At 41.3% G+C, this 22,350-nt stretch carries 25 protein-coding genes and 1 pseudogene; 19 read left to right on the top strand and 7 right to left on the bottom strand.

The features are described from left to right. Positions 1-8: 8 nt before the first annotated feature. A complete protein-coding gene (locus C6W21_RS06050; RefSeq protein ID WP_106049640.1) occupies positions 9-2,708 on the bottom strand; it encodes a PBP1A family penicillin-binding protein in 2,700 nt (899 codons plus the stop codon). Between the two features lie 40 nt (positions 2,709-2,748). Continuing rightward, on the bottom strand, positions 2,749-3,363 hold the full coding sequence (recU, locus tag C6W21_RS06045; protein WP_106050213.1) for a Holliday junction resolvase RecU: 615 nt from the start codon (positions 3,361-3,363) through the stop codon (positions 2,749-2,751). Positions 3,364-3,409: 46 nt separating this feature from the next. Between recU and C6W21_RS06040 the strand changes: the two genes are divergently transcribed. After that, positions 3,410-4,366, top strand: coding sequence for a DUF2515 domain-containing protein (locus C6W21_RS06040; protein WP_106049639.1), 957 nt, complete (start codon positions 3,410-3,412; stop codon positions 4,364-4,366). Positions 4,367-4,388: 22 nt separating this feature from the next. Here C6W21_RS06040 and sspM read toward each other — a convergent pair whose 3' ends face one another. Beyond that, positions 4,389-4,493 carry an acid-soluble spore protein SspM gene (gene sspM, locus C6W21_RS06035; RefSeq protein WP_012010346.1) on the bottom strand — a complete coding sequence of 35 codons (105 nt, stop codon included), beginning with the start codon at positions 4,491-4,493 and terminating at the stop codon, positions 4,389-4,391. 196 nt (positions 4,494-4,689) lie between these two features. Here sspM and C6W21_RS06030 point away from each other — a divergent pair, with 196 nt between their 5' ends. The 3 genes from C6W21_RS06030 (at position 4,690) to C6W21_RS06020 (ending at position 5,912) form a co-directional block, all read left to right on the top strand. After that, on the top strand, positions 4,690-4,923 hold the full coding sequence (locus C6W21_RS06030; RefSeq protein ID WP_223249526.1) for a DUF5446 family protein: 234 nt from the start codon (positions 4,690-4,692) through the stop codon (positions 4,921-4,923). Between the two features lie 57 nt (positions 4,924-4,980). After that, a complete protein-coding gene (locus tag C6W21_RS06025) occupies positions 4,981-5,352 on the top strand; it encodes a YppE family protein (RefSeq protein ID WP_106049637.1) in 372 nt (123 codons plus the stop codon). A gap of 107 nt (positions 5,353-5,459) precedes the next feature. Next, positions 5,460-5,912 carry a YppG family protein gene (locus C6W21_RS06020; RefSeq protein WP_106049636.1) on the top strand — a complete coding sequence of 151 codons (453 nt, stop codon included), beginning with the start codon at positions 5,460-5,462 and terminating at the stop codon, positions 5,910-5,912. A gap of 20 nt (positions 5,913-5,932) precedes the next feature. Here C6W21_RS06020 and C6W21_RS06015 read toward each other — a convergent pair whose 3' ends face one another. Continuing rightward, positions 5,933-6,352: an Hsp20/alpha crystallin family protein gene (locus C6W21_RS06015; RefSeq protein ID WP_106049635.1), complete on the bottom strand. Its 420-nt coding sequence runs from the start codon at positions 6,350-6,352 to the stop codon at positions 5,933-5,935. 167 nt (positions 6,353-6,519) lie between these two features. Between C6W21_RS06015 and C6W21_RS06010 the strand changes: the two genes are divergently transcribed. Further along, positions 6,520-7,026, top strand: coding sequence for a PTS sugar transporter subunit IIA (locus C6W21_RS06010; RefSeq protein WP_106049634.1), 507 nt, complete (start codon positions 6,520-6,522; stop codon positions 7,024-7,026). 54 nt (positions 7,027-7,080) lie between these two features. Here C6W21_RS06010 and C6W21_RS06005 read toward each other — a convergent pair whose 3' ends face one another. Beyond that, positions 7,081-8,199 (bottom strand): NADH-dependent flavin oxidoreductase, encoded by a 1,119-nt coding sequence (locus tag C6W21_RS06005; protein ID WP_223249565.1) that lies wholly within the window; start codon positions 8,197-8,199, stop codon positions 7,081-7,083. 160 nt (positions 8,200-8,359) lie between these two features. Between C6W21_RS06005 and C6W21_RS06000 the strand changes: the two are divergent. After that, positions 8,360-10,168, top strand: a pseudogene (locus tag C6W21_RS06000) (DEAD/DEAH box helicase); the annotation flags it as partial. Between the two features lie 29 nt (positions 10,169-10,197). Here C6W21_RS06000 and C6W21_RS05995 read toward each other — a convergent pair. Together C6W21_RS05995 and C6W21_RS05990 are read right to left on the bottom strand one after the other, a co-directional pair. Beyond that, the gene (locus tag C6W21_RS05995) at positions 10,198-11,997 is read right to left on the bottom strand and encodes a recombinase family protein (protein ID WP_106052307.1); all 1,800 of its coding nucleotides are present in this window, start codon (positions 11,995-11,997) and stop codon (positions 10,198-10,200) included. Between the two features lie 43 nt (positions 11,998-12,040). Further along, positions 12,041-12,442, bottom strand: a complete 402-nt coding sequence (locus tag C6W21_RS05990; protein ID WP_189318149.1) for a helix-turn-helix domain-containing protein — start codon at positions 12,440-12,442, stop codon at positions 12,041-12,043. Positions 12,443-12,603: 161 nt separating this feature from the next. Here C6W21_RS05990 and C6W21_RS05985 point away from each other — a divergent pair, with 161 nt between their 5' ends. The 13 genes from C6W21_RS05985 to C6W21_RS05925 all read left to right on the top strand — a co-directional run bounded on the left by C6W21_RS05985 (position 12,604) and on the right by C6W21_RS05925 (position 22,197). Beyond that, positions 12,604-12,816 carry a helix-turn-helix transcriptional regulator gene (locus tag C6W21_RS05985; protein ID WP_189318148.1) on the top strand — a complete coding sequence of 71 codons (213 nt, stop codon included), beginning with the start codon at positions 12,604-12,606 and terminating at the stop codon, positions 12,814-12,816. 49 nt (positions 12,817-12,865) lie between these two features. Next, positions 12,866-13,069: a hypothetical protein gene (locus C6W21_RS05980; RefSeq protein ID WP_106052318.1), complete on the top strand. Its 204-nt coding sequence runs from the start codon at positions 12,866-12,868 to the stop codon at positions 13,067-13,069. 262 nt (positions 13,070-13,331) lie between these two features. Continuing rightward, the gene (locus C6W21_RS05975; RefSeq protein ID WP_223249636.1) at positions 13,332-13,604 is read left to right on the top strand and encodes a YqaH family protein; all 273 of its coding nucleotides are present in this window, start codon (positions 13,332-13,334) and stop codon (positions 13,602-13,604) included. Between the two features lie 62 nt (positions 13,605-13,666). Then, positions 13,667-14,080 carry a hypothetical protein gene (locus C6W21_RS05970; RefSeq protein ID WP_106052327.1) on the top strand — a complete coding sequence of 138 codons (414 nt, stop codon included), beginning with the start codon at positions 13,667-13,669 and terminating at the stop codon, positions 14,078-14,080. Then, the gene (locus tag C6W21_RS05965) at positions 14,077-15,249 is read left to right on the top strand and encodes a DUF2800 domain-containing protein (protein WP_106052332.1); all 1,173 of its coding nucleotides are present in this window, start codon (positions 14,077-14,079) and stop codon (positions 15,247-15,249) included. The genes C6W21_RS05970 and C6W21_RS05965 overlap by 4 nt, the downstream gene beginning before the upstream one ends. A 15-nt stretch (positions 15,250-15,264) precedes the next feature. Next, the gene (locus tag C6W21_RS19190; RefSeq protein WP_106052335.1) at positions 15,265-15,459 is read left to right on the top strand and encodes a hypothetical protein; all 195 of its coding nucleotides are present in this window, start codon (positions 15,265-15,267) and stop codon (positions 15,457-15,459) included. 46 nt (positions 15,460-15,505) lie between these two features. Beyond that, positions 15,506-16,279 carry a DUF2815 family protein gene (locus C6W21_RS05955; protein WP_106052338.1) on the top strand — a complete coding sequence of 258 codons (774 nt, stop codon included), beginning with the start codon at positions 15,506-15,508 and terminating at the stop codon, positions 16,277-16,279. Then, entirely contained in the window at positions 16,276-18,258 is a 1,983-nt protein-coding gene (locus tag C6W21_RS05950; RefSeq protein WP_106052340.1) for a DNA polymerase, read from the top strand. The genes C6W21_RS05955 and C6W21_RS05950 overlap by 4 nt, the downstream gene beginning before the upstream one ends. Positions 18,259-18,415: 157 nt before the next feature. After that, positions 18,416-18,805, top strand: coding sequence for a hypothetical protein (locus C6W21_RS05945; RefSeq protein WP_106052342.1), 390 nt, complete (start codon positions 18,416-18,418; stop codon positions 18,803-18,805). 13 nt (positions 18,806-18,818) lie between these two features. After that, positions 18,819-19,229, top strand: a complete 411-nt coding sequence (locus C6W21_RS05940) for a hypothetical protein (RefSeq protein ID WP_106052344.1) — start codon at positions 18,819-18,821, stop codon at positions 19,227-19,229. Continuing rightward, entirely contained in the window at positions 19,226-19,408 is a 183-nt protein-coding gene (locus C6W21_RS05935) for a hypothetical protein (RefSeq protein ID WP_075621284.1), read from the top strand. Before C6W21_RS05940 ends, C6W21_RS05935 begins: the two co-directional genes overlap by 4 nt. A gap of 2 nt (positions 19,409-19,410) precedes the next feature. Further along, positions 19,411-19,737 carry a hypothetical protein gene (locus C6W21_RS19185; RefSeq protein WP_223249635.1) on the top strand — a complete coding sequence of 109 codons (327 nt, stop codon included), beginning with the start codon at positions 19,411-19,413 and terminating at the stop codon, positions 19,735-19,737. Between the two features lie 42 nt (positions 19,738-19,779). Then, entirely contained in the window at positions 19,780-22,197 is a 2,418-nt protein-coding gene (locus C6W21_RS05925) for a virulence-associated E family protein (protein ID WP_106052347.1), read from the top strand. Positions 22,198-22,350: the final 153 nt, after the last annotated feature.

The following is a 22,350-nucleotide window of genomic DNA, read 5'->3' as shown; positions in this document are numbered from 1 at the left end:
CGTTTTCATTATTCATTTTCTTTTCGACTAGGAGAATTTGATTGCGAATTTGAGTTTGTTTTCGCATCATCTTTCTTTTTATCTTTATTGTCCGTTTGTGAGTTGCTGTTCCCATTTGTACTGTCTGAGCCATCATCGGAAGAACCATTATTTCCATTTTCCGTATTTCCGCCTTGATCCTGATCCTGATCTTGATCTTTTTTATCATCTGGCTTTTGCTCGTCAGTGCCTGGGGGTTGATTTTTGTTATCGTCAGTCTGGTCTGTCTGCTCGTCGTCAGGCTGCTGCGGTTCTTCTTCTTCTTTATTCTCATCATCTGCTTTTTCTTCCTCGTCTTCATCATCCTTGATGGTGAGGAAGGTAGAAGCTGCTTTACTTGTGACATCCTCTACAGTGGCTGTCACTTGGAATTTATAAGTAGATCCAGGCTTCACATCAGAGATGACCGCTTCTTTAGCAGAACTGTTTTGAATCTCTTTATAGCCGCCACTATCAACTGCTTGCTTCACATTAAATGTAGCATCTGCGTCGTCATCATAGCCCCAAGTCAGTGTGATGGATTTTTTCTCTTCATCATACACCGCTTTTAAGTCAGAAGGCTTATCGGCTTCTTTTTTCTCATATGTTTCAGACACTTTTGTCGGAACCGTTCCTTTGACAAAGTATTCTGTTGTCTTCTTCTCGCTTGGTGTATTTGGTCCGGCTAATTTCGCTGGATCCGATCCTTTTTCAACCGTAGCTTCTACGACACTGTCTGGTTTTTCAAATGAGCCGCTTCCATCATCAATTTGAGAAATTAATCGCTGGAAGACGATTTTGGCAACACGCTGCTCGTAATTTGTGAGCCACATTTTGCCGTCCGCATCTTTTGAATTACCGATTCCGGTCCAAACGGCTGCTGTATATTGCGGCGTATAACCAACAAACCACGAATCTTTCGCACCGCCAGAAGGAATATTAAATTTATTGATATCATCTTGTGTAAAGTTCGTTGTACCTGTTTTACCAGCTACTTGAACGTTCGGTACTTGTGCAAGTGTACCAGTTCCAGATTGGACAGCAGTTTTCAGCATATCTGTGATCATAAATGCTGTGTAGTCACTCATAGCCGCTTTGGAATCTGGCGTAAGGTCAAGCTTTGTACCGTCATTAAATTCAACAGACGTGACAGCATGTGGTTCGTTATAGTATCCGTTATTACCGAATGCACTAAATGCTCCAGCCATCTTCAGGGAGGAGACACCATCGTCAAATCCACCGATTGAGTAAGACTCTGGAATGTCAGACGGTAAGTCCATACCTAAGTTATTAGCGAATTTAACGGCATTGTCTGTGCCAGCTTCTTGGAAAGCTTTTAGGGCAGGGATGTTTCGTGATTGTGCCAAAGCACTTCTCATCGACATTTTCCCTAAATGTCTTCTGTCAAAGTTATTAATCGGTGTACCGTTTGAGTACGTATACGGCGCATCATCAATTTGCTGATACGTTGACCATTTTTTGTTTTCAATGACTGGACCGTAATCTAAAATCGGTTTGATTGTTGAACCTGGCTGGCGTTTTGCATCAGTCGCATAGTTAAAGCCGCCGGCTGGTACATCACGTCCACCGCCAATAGCGCGAATTTCACCATTTTTCGTATCAAGCAGGGTGACACCAGCCTGCATGCCTTTTGTAAATCCAGCAGCATCTCCATTGATGATATCATCAAGGTGATCCTGTGCTTTTCGATCAAGTGATGTATAGATTTTTAATCCATCTGTTGATACATCCACTTTGGCTTTTTTCTGTACTTCTTCCATGACTTCTTCAATATAAGCAGAGTACTTACTTGAGTTTTGACTCTTATATTTATCAGCTGAAACAACGGTCTTGCTGACAGGGGTTGCTTTTGCAACGTCATAGTCTTTTTCTGAAATGTAGCCTTGTTTTTTCATGAGGCTTAAAACGATATTACGGCGTTTTTCCGCTGCTTCAGGATGTTTCACTGGGTTATAGGCAGAAGGACTCTGCGGCATACCTGCAAGTGTGGCAGCCTGTGCAACGGTTAGTTTATTTAAATCTGTAACGCCGAAAAATTGTTCTGCCGCTTTCCCAACACCGTAAGCATAAGGTGAGAAGAAAATGCGGTTTAAATACATTTCTAAAATTTCATCTTTAGAGTATTTTTGCTCAAGCTGAATCGAGAGCCATACTTCCTGTACTTTACGTTTTAACGTTTTTTGATTGTTAAGTAGAGAATTTTTCACAACCTGCTGTGTAATCGTACTTCCACCTTCAGCTCCAAAGCCGTCCTCGACGTTTGCGACAAGGGCACCGCCAATACGGATTGGATCAATCCCGTGGTGTTTATAAAAACGTGCATCTTCAGTCGCAATAAATGCTTCTTTTACCACATCGGGTATATCTTTAATCGAGACATACGTTCTTTTTTCCGCACCTACTTCTGCAAACAATTTCTTGTCTTTGTCATAAAGCTTTGAAGAATACGGTGTTTTGAGCTTACTATCATCAATTGAAGGAGCGCTTGATGCAAAAACGGCAAAAGTTGTGATTCCGGCAACTACACAAAGAAGACCGATCACGAGTAAAGATAAAAATATTTTTTTAAATAGACCTGCTTTCTTTTTGCCTTTTTTGTTCTTTTGCTTCTTATTGTTTTCTTGACTTGCTTTACGTCGCTGTTCACGACTTGTAAATTGATCAGACATCACATCTCAACCTTTCGTGTTAAACCTTTTTCGAACGTCATTACTGCTCACTTTCATCCGAAAAATGAAGTGTCTCCACTACTTTAATATAATCAATTCTTGGCGAATATCCAAGTGTCATTAAGTGGCCGGCCTCCATTAATTCGTCTTTACTAATGGATTTCCGGCCGTTTAGCTGCTGCCGCTCCCAGAAGAAAAAGAGATCTGAAGCGGGCAAATAATAAACGGAGCCAAATGCGGATATAATAACGAAACAAATACCGCCTTGCTTTTCAACCTGTTTCATATGCTCAATTTGATGATCGTGAAAATTTTTGAGCGGAAACGAGGTGGTACTTTTGGTTTCCTTTGCTTCAAAATCGATATAGCGCCCTTTGTACACTCCATTATAGTCTGTTGTGGATGATTGTTTAAAATAGGCTTCTTTGATAACAGCAGCGCTTCTTTTTGGATAATCCACATTCACAATCTGAACGGGGGTAGGCTTTTTATGAATGACTGCGATCCCGTTGACCAAATAGTACTGGTTGGTTTCATTTAAGTCAGCCTCAAGCGTCATCCCGCGGTTACTATAAGAGGATTCGCCGCTGATTCTTTTTTTTGTCCCAATTTGTTGAATGGGCTGATACGATTTTCCGTTAGGATACCGAATCATCATGTTTCAGCCTCCTTTTAATGCATTTTGTATTGGAGAGATTACTATGTTGTCACAAGAAGAGCACATCATCACTCAGCATATATTGCGTGAAACGAAAGTGAAAAATAAAGACAACCTGACGAGGACAAATGCTTACAAGCGCTTTTATGACCGTCATCCAGAGATGAAATGGTCGCTGCTTGCTTCCTTTGTCTCGAGAAATGCTGGATGGTCTATGACGGATCTAAAGGGCGAGCTCTTCCATCCAGGTTTAACAGATCAGCAGGGGCACCTTTTTTTCACAGCATATGAAAGAGCGAATTGGCTGATCTTTTCGGATGCTTACCCTCAGCTTCTTTTGTATGAATGGTCTAAGCGGTGCAGAAAACCGTTGTTCCATCTGCTTCCATATTTTTCTGTATCTCGTTTTATGAGCACTGAGTGGGAACGTTTTTGGCTAAAGCGTGACACAGAGCGACTGCTTTATGCACTCATCATAAATGAACAATATACTATACAATCTCCTATTATACAAAATCCTCTTCTGAAAAAGAATGTTTTTCACTCGATTCAATATCTGTTCAGCGAGTGGGGACATTTCCAAACCGTTGTTTTTCCAACGGTGGACGGGCATTTGTACGGGTTAACCATACGGAAGTTTTCCCACGTAAAGGAGCGTATTACATTAGGAAAAAAACTAGCGAAACTATTATTTCGAGCCGATTTATTTTCGGATTTTTATCATTTTTTACATACTGTCCCGCATACCGGATCACGGTTTGATTTTGAGCCGTTTTTAGGGATCGCTAGGAGGTCAACACCTTTTCTTCGAACAGTTTATCCGGTGATGACACATTCATTAGACGATCAAAGGGAGGATTGGTTTCAAAAGAAATTGAGCCCATCCTTATTTGATGCAGAGACGTTACCAAAACAAATTGAGCTGACCGAATGGTATTTTCATAAAAAAAGACAGCTTCGTTTTCTTTTCTCATTAGAGCACTATTTTTTGCATAAATAAAAAGCAGGGGGTACCTGCTTTTTTACGTGGATGGTCGATTAGGACCGCCGAGCTTTTTATCAAGCTGATCTGTGCTGTTTTCTTTCCCTTTTGGCTTTTGCTCTTTTGGTGCTGGCTGTTTTTTCATGAAATCTACCTCCTTTGTCCTTAGAATTTACACAATCGGACGCAATCATACAAAGAAGGACAAGCATATGTCGAAAAGGAAGAAATAGCGCTCATCTACACTTAGATTGGCGATTTCCTTCTAGTTTTGTCATGTGTGAAGGAGGGTGTGAAAGAAAAGAGAATGTAACGAGAGACGATAAAGGAGGAATCTGATGATGAGCGAATTTGTATCAAAAGAATCCATTATGCAGTTATTAGAGGAAATCGAGCGGAAAATTGATGCGGTGGAAGAAGAGCTGTCTCTTGCTGTGAACGAAACAACACGTGCAGCCATAGAGAAGCAAGAACAAATGATAGACCGGCTTGAATCAGAAGTAAAGGACTGTGAAGTGAAGATTCACGCAGCTGAGTATAAACTGGCGGCAAGACCAGCATACCACGCAGGGTAGCTTTCTATTTGAGCAATAAGTAAACGTTTGGTAGGATGGTTCATAGAGGTGAACACTTTGGATAATCAAACATTACTTGAACATACACAAGAGCTGAGAATATGGATCGAAGAGGCATATGAGCAGTACCAAAAGGGAAAGGCTGAAGAGGAATACCCCGTATATGATTTCCACACGGAAATTCAGCCGGCCGTTGAGACATTTGATCAGAAAATAGAAGAGTGGCTCACTGCTGCGATCTCGTTTATTCATCTGGCGAAACCTAGATATTTACACGAAGAACAGCTTGAAGCCGTCAAAGAAAATGGGAAAGAGGTTGTCCTGCAATCGTATTTTGGCAAGCAGCATGCACCCCGTGTGAAAAATTTAGTTGAGTCAGTGATTTACACACTGAACCTTTTAATAGAAGAAATCAACAAGCGCAGCTGAAGACATATGCTGCGTTTTTCTAATGGCTGCTTTAGGCACATCTTCTGTTCTTGATCATAATATATGAGTGACAAGACTATGTGTTGAGAGCGAGAGGAGCGAGATATATGATCCCTTATTCAAACCAGCAGCCTTATGAAATCAATCCATTCAATCAAGGACCTTTTCCGTATCCAGATATGCAGCAGCAGCCTCCACAGCCTCCAGAATATTTCATGCCGCCACATCAAGGTGGAATGAGCCAGGCACCATCTGCTGTCTATCAGCCGCCTTATGGATACCAAGAAAATGTGCCGCCTTTTCAGCCGCCCGAAGCGATCAATCAACCTCAGTTACAGCCACCAGGCATGATGCCCATGCAGCAGCCAATGAACCCTTATCCTTTGCCAAGACCGCAAAAACAGCAATCATCACAATTTAAAAGTGTACTGTCGCAATTCAAAAAAACGAATGGACAATACGACTTTAACAAAATGTTTGATACAGCTGGGCAAATGATGAGTACGATGAATCAAGTAGGCTCATTAGCAAAAGGATTTACGAGCATTTTTAAAGCATAGTTAAAACCCAATAGATGGATCTATTGGGCTCTTTGCTTTGGTGCCGTCACACGAAGCGTTTGATCTTTCCACACGCTCTTCATGCTCGTTTCATCTATTTTTGCCGGCATTAAAATGGTTTTGGTAAAGCTCGAATACGAGGAAGTGGTATCCGTTTTGATTGTTTCCTGCACGGATAAGTGTAAATATTGGGCTTTTACTTCTAATGCGATATCGCCTTCGACAAAATGGTCGGGAAATTGGATCTCGATATACACAAACTGTTCATCCTCTGTCACATCGGTCGTAATCGATGCAAGTGAATGCGATGTGGTCATGAGCGCCTCCGCACTATTTAATATCTCGTGAAACGGGGAGGATGCGAAAAATTGTTCAATCGCTTCATTGAGAATATCCTCATTTGCCAGCAATTCATGGTTCTTTTCGCCTTCATGTTTCATTTGAATCACCTCTCATCTATAGTCTATGCAGAAAGGACTCAGGCGGTTATCAATTGATGAGAGGAAAAAATTATGATTAAATAGTGTTGAATGAAGCAAGGTGTATGAGCGCAGCGTTTCATACGCGGAATAGATCTAGAAGCAAAGCTTGAAGGGAGCAATTGACATTGCTGAAAAAATTATTCGGTTTCGGGAAAAACCAAGATGATGTAAAGGAAGAAATCATTTATTCTCCAGCTGATGGAGAGTTAATGGATATGACGGATGTACCAGACCCTGTTTTTTCTCAAAAGATGATGGGAGACGGCGTAGCAGTAAAACCAAAAAGTGGCACGATTGTGTCACCAGTAGATGGTGAAATCATCCAGCTCTTCCATACAAAACATGCAATTGGCATACGAACACTCTCAGGGCTTGAGCTTCTGATTCATATCGGACTTGAAACAGTGGGATTAAATGGTGAAGGATTTGAAGCGCACATAAAAGAAGGGGATAAAGTGAAGATCGGTGACCCTCTCATTACGTGTGATTTAGAACTGATTGAAGAGAAAGCGGCAAGTACAGTGACACCGATTGTTATTATGAATGGTGACTTGATCGAGCATCTTGATAAAGAACCAAAGGGATCTGTGGAAAAACAGACTTCTAAGCTTTTTACCGTTAAACTAAAATAATCAGGACACACAAAAAAACTACCCAATCGCATAAGGGTAGTTTTTTTGATAACATTAATCTTCCATCGGAACCCAGCCTTGACTCGCTTCCATGACAGACCACAATCCTTCTGGAATCAAATACTTACCTTTTTGGCTGCGTTTAATGACAGTTTCAATCTCGCTTTCTCTGCCTTCTTTAATCTTCTTTGCCCAATCTGGGTCGACGATCAGCTCTCGTGCGACAGCGATAAGTGGAATTCCTTGATTATAAGCACTTAGTGCATCTTCGGCTGTAATGACGCTGCCCACACCGATGAGCGGAAGGGTATCGCCGCAGCGATCTTTTAGCAGCTCCATACGTGTCTTATCAGTATCTGCACCTCGTCTTGCTTTAGAGTCAATCTCCATTAAAGAGACATGCAAATAATCAAGGTTTTTAGTTTTAAGAACATCCACTAAGGTAAACGTCTCTGTCATGGTTAAACCAGGTGTTTCTGGCTCTTCAGGGGATAATCGATATCCAAAGATAAACGGTGTTGTCGCATGCTTTTCAATTGCCTCTTTCACTGCATCCACAACAGCGATAGGGAAAGCTAGACGTTTTTCTTCATTTCCTCCCCACTGATCTGTCCGCTGATTGCTATGCGGAGAGTAAAATTGCTGTAATAGATAACCGTTTGCACCGTGGATTTCCACGCCGTCAAACCCTGCTTCGACCGCTCGTCTTGCCGCTTCTTTAAAAGAGTCAATGATATGGACAATTTCCTCTTCTTTTAAAGCACGTGCAACCTGCTTTCCATCTTTAAACACATCACTTGGCGCAACCACATCACCGTTTGGAACTAAGTGAGGGAGAGCCTGAGAGCCGCCGTGATGAATTTGAATGATGGCTTTTGTTCCCTTTGCCTGAATCGCAGAAGCTAGTTTTTTCAGGCCAGGTATATCTTCATCTCTTGCAATAGAAGGCTGTCCTTCAAATGCCTTACCATCTGGAGTCACGTTCGCACATGCTGTGATAACCATGCCCATGTCACTAGATCTAGCTGTAATGAAATCAATTTCCTCTTTAGAAATGGTGCCATCCTCGTGAGAACCGAAGTGTGTCATAGGCGCAACGACTAACCGGCCATTAATAGACACACCTCCTGGAAACGTAAATGGTTCAAATAAAGGCTTAAATTCGCTTTTCACTCTCATCATCTTCTTCCTTGATAAAATCATTTCACTATAGAAGTGTAATAGATACTGTTACAACACTTCAAAGTATATGCTCATAAGCTGCGCATCAAAAAATTGCCGCCTAGTCATGCAAACAAATATTCGGTACACTATGTAAGAGAGGTGATGCAATATGAAAAAGAAAACAATGAACGAACTCATAGAAGAATTAAAAAAAGACGAACAGGTAGAACATTGGCATGAAATTGAAGCGAAGCCTGCACAGACCTCTCCGGTTCCTGAAAGAGTGAACGACAGGCTGAAAAAGGCGCTTGAGAAACGAGGCGTGAGCGAACTCTACATTCATCAAAAGGAAGCCTTTGAACGTGTGATGGATGGTGAGCATGTGGTAACTGTCACACCAACAGCTTCAGGTAAAACGCTTTGCTACAATTTGCCTGTCCTTCAGTCGATCGCAGAAGATCAGACAAGCCGCTCCCTTTATTTATTCCCAACAAAAGCGCTCGCACAAGACCAAAAGAGTGAACTTAACGAGATCATCCGCGAGATGGATGTTCCGATTCATAGTGAAACATATGACGGGGATACCTCTCCCGCCATTCGGCAGCGAGTCAGACAAGCAGGACATATTGTCATCACAAACCCGGATATGCTGCATTCAGCCATTTTGCCTCATCATACAAAATGGGTTAGCTTGTTTGAGAATTTGAAGTATATTGTCATTGATGAGCTTCATACATATCGAGGCGTGTTTGGCAGTCATGTGGCCAATGTGATTCGCAGGTTAAAGCGAATTTGTGCATTTTACGGAAGTGACCCGGTTTTCATTTGTACTTCCGCAACGATTGCGAATCCAAAAGAGCTAGCGCAGCAGCTAACGGGGAGCAAGATGCATCTGATTGAACGAAACGGGGCACCTAGCGGTAAAAAGAATTTTGTGTTTTACAACCCGCCAGTTGTGAACAAGCCATTAAATATTAGACAAAGTGCCGCCACTGTTGTCAATCAATTGGCTAAAACTTTTTTGAAAGAAAAAATCCAAACAATTGTTTTTGCTAGAAGCAGAGTAAGAGTTGAAGTGATTTTAAGTCATATTCAAGAGCTAGTGAAAAAAGAAATCGGCCCAAAATCGATTCGTGGATATCGCGGAGGCTATTTACCAAAAGAGCGGCGCGTGATTGAAAAAGGATTGAGAGAAGGAGACATTCTAGGTGTTGTCAGTACGAACGCACTAGAATTAGGGGTGGATATAGGTCAGCTAAAGGTCTGTATCATGACCGGGTATCCTGGCAGTGTAGCGAGTACATGGCAACAGGCAGGCCGTGCTGGAAGGCGTCATGAGGAAGCGCTCATTATGATGGTGGCAAGTTCCTCACCCCTTGACCAATATATTGTTAGACACCCTGAATATTTCTTTAACAGACCGCCTGAAGCTGCCAGAATCAACCCTGAAAACCTCATTATCTTAGTGGATCATTTAAAATGTGCATCCTACGAGCTTCCGTTTCGGGAGGATGAACAGTTTGGCGGCATGGAGGTAGAAGAGATTTTGCAATACTTACATGAGGAAGGCGTTCTTCATTTTAGCGGGAACCGGTATTATTGGTCAGATCAATCGTTCCCAGCGCATGGCATCAGCCTCCGGTCTGCAAGCCAGGAAAATGTGGTGATTGTGGATCAATCAGATGTGGCGAATGTTCGGATTATTGGAGAGATGGATCGATTCAGTGCGATGACGCTGCTTCATGATGAAGCCATTTATTTACACGAAGGGGTTCAGTATCAAGTGGAAAAGCTAGATTACGAGCATCTGAAGGCTTATGTGAAGCAAGTAGATGTTGAATACTATACAGATGCGAATTTAGCTGTTCAACTCAAGGTGCTTGAAATTGATCAGACGACAGAGAAGGAAGCCGTATCTGTTCACTACGGTGATGTGACCGTCAACGCAATGCCGACGATTTTTAAAAAAATAAATATGTATTCAAACAAAAGAAAACTATGGAACACCTAAATCCCATAGTCTTTTTTAATCCTGCGTATTGTAGTGGTTGAAATACCCGTGTCTCGCGCTGTTTTTCTTAGTGAAGCTTTGGGGTTTTTTAAGTAATATTCTTTTAAAATTTCTGCTTTGCCTTTAGGGTCATGGTTAATCACTTTTGTATAGTTTTTATACTCTCCAAATTTATTTCTAAGTCTGACGATTGTACTTGGGGCCATATCTAATGCTTCTGCTATTTGTTTTTGTGTCAAGTGAGGGTGTTCGTTCATATATTCTTGAATTTTATTATACCTGCCTAGAGGGTCGCGATCCCATTTGTTTTTAACATTGAACGGATCAGGGTCAATAGGTATGGCGATCTCAATTGGAACCCTTTCTGATAGATAGCCCTCTAAAAGTATTTCATTATCATAAACTACACCTTTCGGAAAAAGGGTAGAAATCATTTCTGTTTGTTCTTCTACAGTTAATAAACTTTCAAATCTTTCAGCAACTGAAAGATATGAAGTGATTAGATTATAGTTAAACATTTTAGATTTTATAAGATGTAACTTCTCTTCGAGTGATCGGACTTGTTTTTTATGGTGCTCCTCTTGCGATTCAAGCATCGAGTATTGTTTGTCTAACTGCTCCTTTGGAAACTTTCCGTCCAGGTAGAGAGGCAGCAGCAGGTCCTTTTTCTCTGAAACCTTCGTTAGATTTTTCCTCTCTGCTTTTACTTGCTTTTCCATATCTGCAAGATCTTTCTGAGTATGGTCGATTTTGACGTATTTTTTCGCCATGCTTTCGCTCTTTAGAATTTCTTTTATCGCTTTAGTTATATTTTTATCAAACCTTATACTGTTGATTGATACCTTACAATCATAGTGTCTGTTATGTGCAAGGTAAAAATATCCTTCTGTTTCATAGCTGTTTTTAGAATGTACTATGCTTAGTTTTTTTTGACATTCGGCGCACTTAAAACTTACCTTTCTCAAGAAATGATGGTATTCTACTTTTTTTCGCTTGAATTTTTCTTTTCTTATCTTGCAAATCTTCTCATAGGTTTCTAAAGTTCGAAGGGGAGGATAGACAAGCTTATCAGCTCTTATTGGTCCTTCGTTTTTGAAATTTTTTTCAAGTACGCCGTGAAAGGCTTTGCTTTTAAGTCTTTCGCCAACGAGACTAATGTTCCATTCCTTTCCCGTCGGAGTAAGGCTTATTTTATTTAACTCTTTTGCAATATCTTTATAGCTGTAATTCTTCTCGATGTACAACTTATCTATAAAGGAAATAACCCAAGCCCAATCCTCGTTTATTGTATATGTGCCTGTGGTTATATCGTAATTGTATTCCCAAAAAGTTTTGCCCCAACCCTTGCCTTCTCTCGTTCTTTGCCTTTTGCCTCGCATCATTTTTAAGACAATTTTCTTTTTTTCCCTTCGAGCAATTAAGTTTTTTAAGTCGCTAATAAATTCATCATCTTCATTGTCTAAATCTGTAATGAATCCAGGCTCTGCTATTTTAACGCGATTCTCGCGAAGAGTTGATTTCAAAAATTCCCAACCAAGTGAATCTAATCTACTGAGCCGATCTTGATCTATACATAAGACGACTTCGCAGTTACCTTCCTCAACAAAGTCTAGCAATTGGTTAAGTCCTTTTTTCTCTAACTTGCCGCCGCTGCCGACGTCCTGGAACTCACCGACCACAGTCCATCCTTGTGACGCTGCATATTTGGTCAGTTCTTCTTTTTGGGATCTTAAGCTGTACTTATCTTCTGTGGCTTGTCCTGGGGTAGATACCCTGTAATAAAGAGCAGCTTTCAATGTAAATCCTCCTTAAAAAAATAGCCCTTTGAAAAGCAAGGAGCTATTTTTGTTCTCTCTGTGATAGCAGATATTTTATATATTTAATTGCTTCCTCAGCTTCTTCTTTAGTTAGAACGGCCTCATCCGTATCTGCTTTGTAATTTTCAACGACTTCACTTACTTTCATAGAAAGTTCAGACGGAAACAGCTTTGTGTATTCAGACACAAATTGTTTTTCTGATTCACTGTACTTAGGTTTATCGTTGGTATCCGTTCCAGTCAGATAGTCAATAGTGACATCAAAAATTTTAGACAGTTTAATAAGTGTATCTCTTCCGGGTTTTTGTTTTCCTCTCTCTATAGCAGAAACATAAGTTTGGTGAACGCCGAGCGCTTCTGCAAGGTCAGCCTGATTCATCTTATGTTCTTTTCTTAGGTGTTTTAATTTGTCCTTAAGCTCCAATTTATAGACCTCCTTAACCCTTGTCAGACAAGGGTTTAAGTACATAAAAGAAAAATATTTATGGGTTTATGTAAAAAACCAGTTGATTTTAAGACTATTTGTCTTATATAATAGGAATCACCAAATAAATAAGACAAATTGTCTTAAAGGGGGTGGTTCATGTGAAGAATGAAAATCTCGTACTTTTAAGATCTAAAGCAGGTTTCAGTCAATCTAAAATTGCTGAGCTGCTAGGGGTGCATCAAACAACCGTAAGCACTTGGGAGAATGGTTATCGCCAACCATCTAAGGAAAACAGGTTAAAACTGGCTAAACTTTACGGTGTGTCAGTCGAGTATTTGTTTTATGCATCTTATTATGACACAGTTTCTTAATTTTTTTTAGTGTTTTTTAAGACTTTTTGTCTTAAAGGAGGTGATTATTTTGTGTGGTCTGCCTATTGATTTCGACATAGTTAATAAAAATGCCTACCTACCGGTCAAATTAAGTGAGCTTTCAAAAGTAGATCCTACTTCCGCGATTGAGATCCTTAACCATTGGGGAGAAGGAACAAAGCCAATCACAGTGTTATGGGAAATTACGATTGAGAAAATCTTACAAAATCAAGACCAACTAACAAAGAAATAATACCACATTATTGTATTTAAGTAAATACAAAATTAATCCTTAATATGTTAATTTTTAAAATCTATTGAGAGCGAAGTGTTTTCATGAAAGTAAATAGGGTTATCTTCGCAAGCAAAATGTGTAAAGGTTCCGAGGTTTCAAGAATCTGCAATTTATCAAAACCTTATTTTATCAGTGGTGACGCGGATGATTTTGTCTTAGCGCATGCACTTTTCCTGAAATTAAGCGGTAAGCCTGAAAGGGGGGTGAATGGCTCTTGAACGTGAAATTGGATTTTTACAAAAGCGATCAACAAAAAGCGATCCGTCTTATCGAATCTGTTAAACGCTCAATTAACGATCTCGCTGCAGCAATTGAAGAAAATGATTTTGCATCATGTATAGAAGTAGCTTCTTTGATCGTGTTAAATTGCGAGGACTTGAAGCGTATGGAGATCCCTTCTGATAAACTGATTGATTTTGAATCTGTCTTATCTCGCTTAATCGAGAAAGGTCTCAACGTCGAAAGCGTAAAAAAGCCCATCAGCGGCAACTGATGGACAATTAACAAAAAACTCATTGAAATTATATCACATTAAACAATTCGGAGGTTTTACAAATGAATATCAACGTAAAAATTGAAGCTCCTGGTCTCGTAGAAGCGCTAGAAAAATTGGCTGCAGCTTTGGGAGGTATGAAAGTTACGCCTCTTCAAGGACAACCGCAACAACAACAACAACAACAACAACAACCGCAGCAACAAAACAGTGTGCCAACAGGTGTACCTTTACAAAACCAACAGGCACCGCAGCCAGGGCCACAGGCGCCAAATACTTCAACTGTACCAACGGCTACAGTTTCTTATACCCAGGATCAGCTTGCCGTTGCAGCATCTTCTTTACTTGATTCAGGAAGATCGAATGAACTTGTTAGTCTTTTAGCTTCGTTCGGTGTACAAGCTTTGACTCAATTGCCGCAAGAACATTACGGATCCTTTGCAACTAAATTACGTGAGTTGGGTGCACAAATATGAGCAAAATCGCTCATGCTGAAAGAAGCCATGCGTTATTGTCGGCCAGTGGTTCGACTAGATGGCTAGCGTGCACACCTAGCGCAAGACTTGAAGAACAGTTTCCCGACTCTACTTCAACATATGCCGAAGAGGGAACGCTTGCACATGAAATAGCTGAACTAAAGCTTAGAAAACATTTTTTAGAGCCGATGCCAAAAAGCACGTTTACTCGAAGACTTAACAAGATGAAGAAGCATGAACTCTTTCAAGATGAAATGCTTAAACACACTGATTCATATCTTGATTATTTGAAAGGGCTAACTATAAGCATGACAGCGCCGCCATATGTAGCAGTAGAAAAACGATTAGATTATAGCGCCTATGCTCCCGAAGGGTTCGGTACAGTGGATTGCCTAATCATAGGCGGGAACACGCTGTACATCACAGACTTTAAATACGGTAAAGGTGTTCCTGTAAGTGCTGAAAACAATTCACAAATGAAATTGTACGCGCTGGGTGCCTATGTCGAATACGGTTTTTTGTTTCCCATCGAGTCTATTAAATTAGCAATTATTCAACCACGGTTAAACAATGTTTCTGAATTTGATCTTTCGGTAGCAGATCTTCTTGCCTGGGGTGAAGAGATCAAACCCATTGCTCAAAAAGCTTTCGACGGAGAAGGAGAATTTATCCCAGGTGAACATTGTAAATTCTGCAGAGCGAAGGCGCAGTGTCGAGCACGCGCCGAAGAATTTAGCGCTTTGGCTGATTTTACATCCTTGAAACCGCCGCTGCTTACAGACGAAGAAGTCGGTCAGATGCTTGAAAAGGGCCAGCACGTAGAGTCTTGGGTAAAAGCTCTCAAAGAGTATGCATTGGCCGAGTCGCTAAAAGGTAAAAGTATAGCTGGCTGGAAAGCTGTAGAGGGGAGAGGGTCAAGAAGTTTTTCTGATATAGATAAAGCTTTTGATCACTTGAAAAATAACGGGATTGATGAATCTATGCTCTTTGATCGTGTTCCATTGTCTGTTTCTAAACTAGAGAAAGCTTTAGGAAAAGAAGAGTTTAGAAACTTACTAGAGGCCGAGGGGTTGGTAGTGAAGTCAACGGGCAAGCCTACTCTCGTTCCTGAAAGTGATAAGCGTCAACCCGTTTCAAATGCGCCTGCTGCTACGGAAGATTTTAGTTAAGAAAGGAAGGGCCCAATGTTTAATACAGTATCTAATCTTTTAAAGGAACAAAAAGTAGATCTCAGTAAAGAAAACGCTATTGTTTTTTGTAACGACGGATACGTTAAGGTTTCACTGGAAAACGGACATCTAGACATAGAAGCTATTTATATTGATCGAACTATAAAGTTTGATTCGTCTTTAGATGATCTGCTGTCTTTCGATGACTAATCGAAAAATATATAAAATCATACGGAAAAAAAGGAGAAATGAAATTATGACAAACAATAACCCTACTCGTGTTGTAACAGGTGAAGCAAGACTAAGCTATGTTAATTTATTAAGCCCTAGAGCTAGACATGACGGAGGAGAAGAAAAATACAGCGTCACCTTGCTTATTCCGAAGACAGACGTAAACACAAAACAAAGACTTGATGCAGCGATCGAGGCAGCAAAGCTGCAAGGTAAAGAAAAGAAATGGAACGGTGTTGTGCCTCCTATGGTCGCCATTCCTATATATGATGGTGACGGCGTTAAGCCTTCCGATGGTTTACCGTTCGGAGCAGAATGCAAAGGGCATTGGGTTCTCAGTGCTTCATCAAAAGTTGATCAGCCTCCTAAGATTGTAGACATCAATCTCAATCCGATTGTCGATCCAACAGAAGTCTATAGCGGAATGTATGGACGTGTAGCTGTAAACTTTGCCCCTTATGCTGCACAGGGTAAAAAGGGGATCGGTTGCTATTTAAGTACAAACGTTCAAAAGACGCGAGACGGGGAGCCTCTTGGCGCCGCTGCACCTGCTGCTACAGATGATTTTGGGGGCGCGCCGCAGCCTTCTCCTTCGTATGGCCAACAGCAAAACTATGGACAGCCGCAACAGGGCGCGCAATTTCAACAGCCGCAGCCAGGGCAATATCAAACGCCTCAACCTGGGTATGCTGCACCGCAACAACAACAACAACCAGGGCAAATGCAGCAACCAGGACAAGTGCAGCAGCAATTTGATCCTATTACAGGTCAGCCAATTGGCGGCGTGTATGGTCAATGATCCATTCTTTAAACATTGATATAGAAACTTTTAGCAGTGTAGACATCAAAAAGGCAGGACTGTACAAATATGTGCAGTCTCCTGACTTTCAAATTCTCTTATTTGCATATTCGATAAACGGCGGGGAAACAAAAATTGTAGATTTAGCCCAGGGTGAAACAATTCCTGATTATGTTCAATCTGCTATTTCTGATCTTGCAGTTATAAAGCATGCCTATAACGCTGCCTTTGAGTGGTACTGTTTAAGCAAATATTTCGGCATAGATCCTAAACAGTGGGTCAATCAGTGGCGCTGCACCATGTTCCACGGTTTGTATTGTGGATACACTGCAGGTCTAGCGGCAACAGCGAAAGCACTTGGTTTGCCGAATGATAAACGTAAAATGTCTATTGGAAATGCGCTTATTAAATTGTTTTGTACACCTACAAAACCTTCAAAGAAAAACGGCGGGAGAACTAGAACATATCCGCACCACGAACCTGAAAAATGGGAGTCTTTTAAAAGTTATTGTATCCAGGATGTTGTAGTTGAGATGGCTGTACAAAGTAAATTACAACATTTTCAGCCGCCAGCATATGAGCAAAATTTATGGGAGCTGGATCAACTTATAAATGTGAAAGGTATTGCCGTTGACTTCGATCTTGTAGACGGAGCCCTTTCTATAAGTGATAGATCGACTGATGAGTTGATGAACGAAGCAAGTCAATTGACAGGTCTCAATAACCCTAACAGCTCTCAACAGCTCATGAAATGGTTGAGTGATCAAGGCATCGAGGTTGAAAACTTGCAAAAAGCTACAGTTTCAGAGCTCATCGAGTCTCTAGAAGGTAAGCCTAAGAGGGTGCTTGAGATTAGACAGGAGCTTTCTAAAACGTCGGTTAAGAAGTATCAAGCGATGGCAGCCGCGCGTTGTGAAGATGGACGAGTAAGAGGCCTTTTGCAATTTTACGGAGCGAATCGGACAGGCAGATGGGCTGGAAGGCTTGTACAAGTTCAGAATCTTCCGAGAAATTATATTGAAACATTGGGCCTGGCTAGAAAATATGTTAAAGCTCAAAACATAGACGCTTTAAAACTTCTTTACGGAAATGTACCTGATACGCTTTCTCAGCTTATTAGAACGGCTTTTATACCAAGCCCAGGGCATTTACTAGCCGTTTCAGATTTTAGCGCGATTGAGGCCCGTGTAATTGCCTGGCTTGCAGGAGAAGCTTGGAGGTTAGATGTTTTTAATACTCACGGCAGAATCTATGAAGCTTCGGCATCTCAAATGTTTGGTGTTGATATTTCCCTGATCTCAAAAGGTAATCCTGAATATGAGCTGAGACAAAAAGGCAAGGTTGCAGAGCTGGCTTTAGGGTATCAAGGCGGGTCCGGTGCTCTTATTAGTATGGGTGCGTTAAAAATGGGCCTGACAGAAGATGAGCTGCCGGACATTGTTAGACGCTGGCGATCATCAAATAAGCGCATAGTCGATTTATGGTACTCGTTAGAAAATGCTGCGCTATCAGTTATGCGAAACGGTCAAGCTGTAGGTGTTAGGGGATTAGTCTTTGCTAGAGAAAGCGATATAAAAAACGGCTTAGATTTCCTGTCAATAACCTTGCCGAGTGGTAGAAAACTTTATTATGCAAAACCCTTTTTAGGGGTAAATGATTTCGGCAAAGAATCTATCTTTTATTACGGCATGGATCAAACCTCGAAAAAATGGGGGAAGGTCAACACCTACGGCGGAAAAATAACGGAGAACGTTGTACAAGCTATTGCCAGGGATTGTTTAGCTGAAACACTCTTTAGGCTTGAAAATGCTGGATTAGAAACGGTGATTCATGTACATGACGAGGTTGTTTTAGATGTACCCGCTGAAAAAGCGGATCTTGAATCTGTAGTAAAGCTTATGAGCGAACCTATTTCATGGGCTCCTGGTTTACCACTTGCTGCAGATGGATTTGTAACAGAATACTACAAAAAGGATTGATTCTTTTGAACTTTATTAAAAGGTTGATTTGCAAGTACAAGGGCCATAACTGGTCCGTCTATGAAATCACATTAATTCACTGGGGTGCCAAGGAACAGGCTGGTTTTTGTAAAAGATGCGGCTTTGATACTCACGGGGCTCACAGGAGAAAAAGAAAATGATCGTTAACGGAAAATGTACTTGTTCATCCTGTGAAGAAGAACGGATAGCGCTTCAAAATCAACTGAACAACCCTTTCTATGGTGAGGTGGATGCTTACAGGGGGCTTGTAAAAGCTGAACAGCTGGAGAAGGCGGCACAAAAATATTCAAGCCCTCTTACGGCTGAAACGTGTTCTTCAACAGAATTTTGCGATCACGCTATGCAAGAGAATTATGATCAGAGCGTCTACTTAACCGCGATTAGAGAGCGTATAAGCCGTCTGAAAACGGGCGTGGAAATATTGGAAGCTTTAGAAAACGTTATTTCTTCTTATTTGGAAAGTTCGTATAAAAACGAGGCGGACTATTTCAAGCAAGCTATGGATCTATTAAAAGATAATTGTTAAAGGAGTGTTTATTTTGAAAAAACTACTAATCGTTTTATTTATTTTAATTGCTGCGGTGCTTTGTGCGCCGTCTGCTGCAGCCGTAACAAGTGGATACAAAACAGTAGCCGGACACACAATTAACCTATCCACGGATGCAAATTCGTACACCTCACGTGCTAAAAGCATTGATGTCACGGCACGCAAAACAGGAAGTGAAACGGTATATTATCGGTTCACTTTGCAAAAACGAGTGGGAGGCAAATGGAAAGATCAACGGTTTAGTCTTGTTGGATCGTTCAAGACCGCCACACCAGCAAAAGAATTTTATATTGTCAATCACACTGCGGGCACGCACCGTATCAAAATGACGATCTACAGAAACAAAAACTGGACAGGCGTAAAAGGCCATATCTATACACCAGCTTTTGAGGTGCGGAAATGAAAGTCTCAAATTTAATGGCTAGAGAATTCGTTTTGTCCATTATAGAAGAAGAGTCTATTACCACTGCTGAGGATTTGGCCGATCACTTATTGCGTAGAAAAGACGACACCATCATATTTCGTGAGGGATGGGAAAAGAATGTTGATTTAACTCCTTTTAACGATGGTGAGGTTGAGTGAAAATGAGTCGAAAAGAAGCTTTAGGTTTATCTAGTGCAGATGTTGGTGTGACTATTTATGACGAGTTATTTTGCGATGAGGGAGAAATTCCAAGTCAATTTACGGGAGGTTTAACTGATATGAGTATGAGTCCAAAAGAAGCGTTTAGAATTTTTATCAGGTTTCAATTAGAAAACGGTGAAAAATTAGCTCACTTAAATTTATCCAGCGAAGATATTGATAATTTCATTTCAGGCGTTGAGGTTGACGCAACTTTTTATGACGAGCTAGAAAATTTCCTGAAAGAATATATCGGGTTTTATGGCGAAAATTACGGAATCGAATTGTGATCCCTGTAAGCTTATGAGATTAAATTTTGAGTAGGTGGCAATATGCAACATGATCGTCAAATAACCATATCTGTAGCAGGAAGCCGGAAAGCCACAGAATGGCAACCGCAAGTCTTGTATTGGTCGGAAATGGTCGATAAGCTGCGTACAGCTGTCAGAGGCACGGAAACTTTAGAAGAATACCTAAAGCTTCCTAAAACGCGTCAAGATGAATTGAAAGACGTTGGGGGCTTCGTAGCTGGGACTCTTCGCAATAATAGACGGAAAGCCTCAAATGTCACAGGAAGGGACATCTTGACGCTTGATCTCGACAACATACCTGCAGGTGGATCAGCTGATATTTTACGCCGTTTAGATGGTTTGGGGTGTGCATACGCCGTTTATTCGACCAGGAAGCACGAAGAAGGGCGCCCGCGTTTACGGGTGCTTGTTCCTATCAATCGAACTGCGTCAGCTGACGAATATGAACCAGCAGCTAGAAAGCTTGCTTCGATCATCGGAATGTCTTTTGCGGATCCCACTACGTTTGAAGCTTCTAGGCTTATGTATTGGCCTTCTATCTGTGCTAACGGTGTTTATGTCTATCAATTCGGGGATAAGCCTTTTCTTGATCTTGACGGGCTGCTGTCAACCTATCAGAATTGGCGAGACATAACAGAATGGCCGGAAGTACCTGGCGCAACTCAAAGTCATGCACGTCTTGCAGCCAAGCAGGGGAATCCCACTGAAAAGCCTGGTGTGGTAGGTGCTTTTTGTAGGCAATACGATATCCATTCTGCCATAGAAACTTTTTTACCTGGTGTATACACATCCGTTGATGATGGCAGCGGCCGTTACACATTTATAGACGGCTCCACAGTAGGGGGAGCAGTTATATATGATGATGGGCTATTTTTATACTCTCATCATGCTACGGATCCCTGCAGCGGCCGTTTAGTAAATGCTTTTGATTTAGTGCGGCTTCACAAGTTTGGGGAGCAGGATGACGAGGCAAAACCTGATACACCGATCAATCGACTGCCTTCATTCACGGCGATGAGTTCTTTTGCTCTTAATGATGTGGGAGTAGCAGCCATTTTAAACAAAGAACGGTATGAACAAGCAGTGAGTGATTTTGGATCTCCTGGTCACGATCTTCCTGCAGCAGAAGAAGATTTAAACTGGATTCAACAGTTGAAAATAAGCGCTTCGACAGGGCAGCCGCTAAAAACTATCGAGAATATTTTGACTGCTTTAGAAGGCGAAGCGAACTTAAAAGGAAGGATTAAACTAGATCAGTTCTCAGATTCGTTGATAGGTGTTGCGCCGTTACCGTGGGCGCCAAGGCACGCGGAAATTGGCGATTTCATTTGGTCTGAGAAAGATGATTCGGGGTTGATTATCTATCTTGAAAAAATACTTGGATTTCAATCGAAAGATAAATTGAATCATGCTATAAATCAATGTGCCGCTATGCATGCATTTAATCCTGTTACAGACTATCTGAATAGTTTGTCCTGGGACGGCATTAAAAGAGTTGATACGCTGTTTATCGACTATTTGGGTGCCGCTGATACACCTTATCACCGTGCTGTCAGTCGTAAATCATTTACTGCAGCAGTGGCAAGGGCGATGGAGCCAGGATGTAAGTATGACACGATGCCCGTTCTCACTGGGGCACAGGGTTTAGGTAAAACAACATTTGTACAGAAGTTAGGTAAGTCTTGGTTTTCAAATAGCTTAGAAACATTCGAAGGTAAAGAAGCTGCAGAATTACTCCAGGGTCAATGGATTATGGAGATCGGAGAAATGAGCGCTTATAACAAGTCTGATTTGAATACAATTAAAGGTTTCCTTAGCAGAACAGAAGATCAATACCGCGCTGCTTATGCACGAAAAACAGAAAAGCATCCTAGAAGATGCGTCTTCTTCGGCACAAGTAATAGAAGTGACTATTTAAAGGATGCAACAGGAGGCCGTAGATTTTGGCCCGTTGATTGCGGATCCGTTACGCCTTCTAAAAGCGTATTCGATGATCTGTCTGTAGAAGTTGATCAGATTTGGGCTGAGGCAGTGACGTATTGGCGACTAGGCGAGTCTCTCATACTCACGGGGGAACTTGCAGAAGAGGCTAAGAGGCAGCAAGAAGGGCACGCAGAACAGGATCCGTGGGAAAGTATCATTCGTGAATTTGTACAAAGAAAAGTCCCTACTGACTGGAACAAGAAGGATATAACAACAAGAAAGATTTACTGGTCCGGTGAGTTTGGGAGCGAACATACAGAGGTAGTCGAGCGCGACAGAATATGTGCAGCTGAAATATGGGTTGAATGTTTTCATGAGAAAATCAATCGTCTTAAAAGATCTGAGACTATGAGAATCAATGACATTCTAGGCAGTATTGAAGGGTGGGAAAAGAAACCTTCCCCGCGAAGATTCGGACCTTACGGAAACGTAAAAGGTGGATTTTTTAGAGTTTAGCCATGACTACCTTCTCCATGAAGGATCTCTATTTTGACTACCTTGTAGAAAATGGAAGGTGCTACCTTGACTACTTTCAAACCTGAGAAGGTAGTCAACGAAGGTAGTCGGTTAAAACCCTTTACAGATCTATATTTATTATTATGTTACTAC

This window comes from Bacillus sp. NMCN1 (genome assembly GCF_002998085.1).
GTDB lineage: Bacteria > Bacillota > Bacilli > Bacillales > Bacillaceae > Bacillus.
The sequence above is the reverse complement of the archived record's forward strand: the minus strand, read 5'-3'. Positions and strand labels throughout refer to the sequence as shown.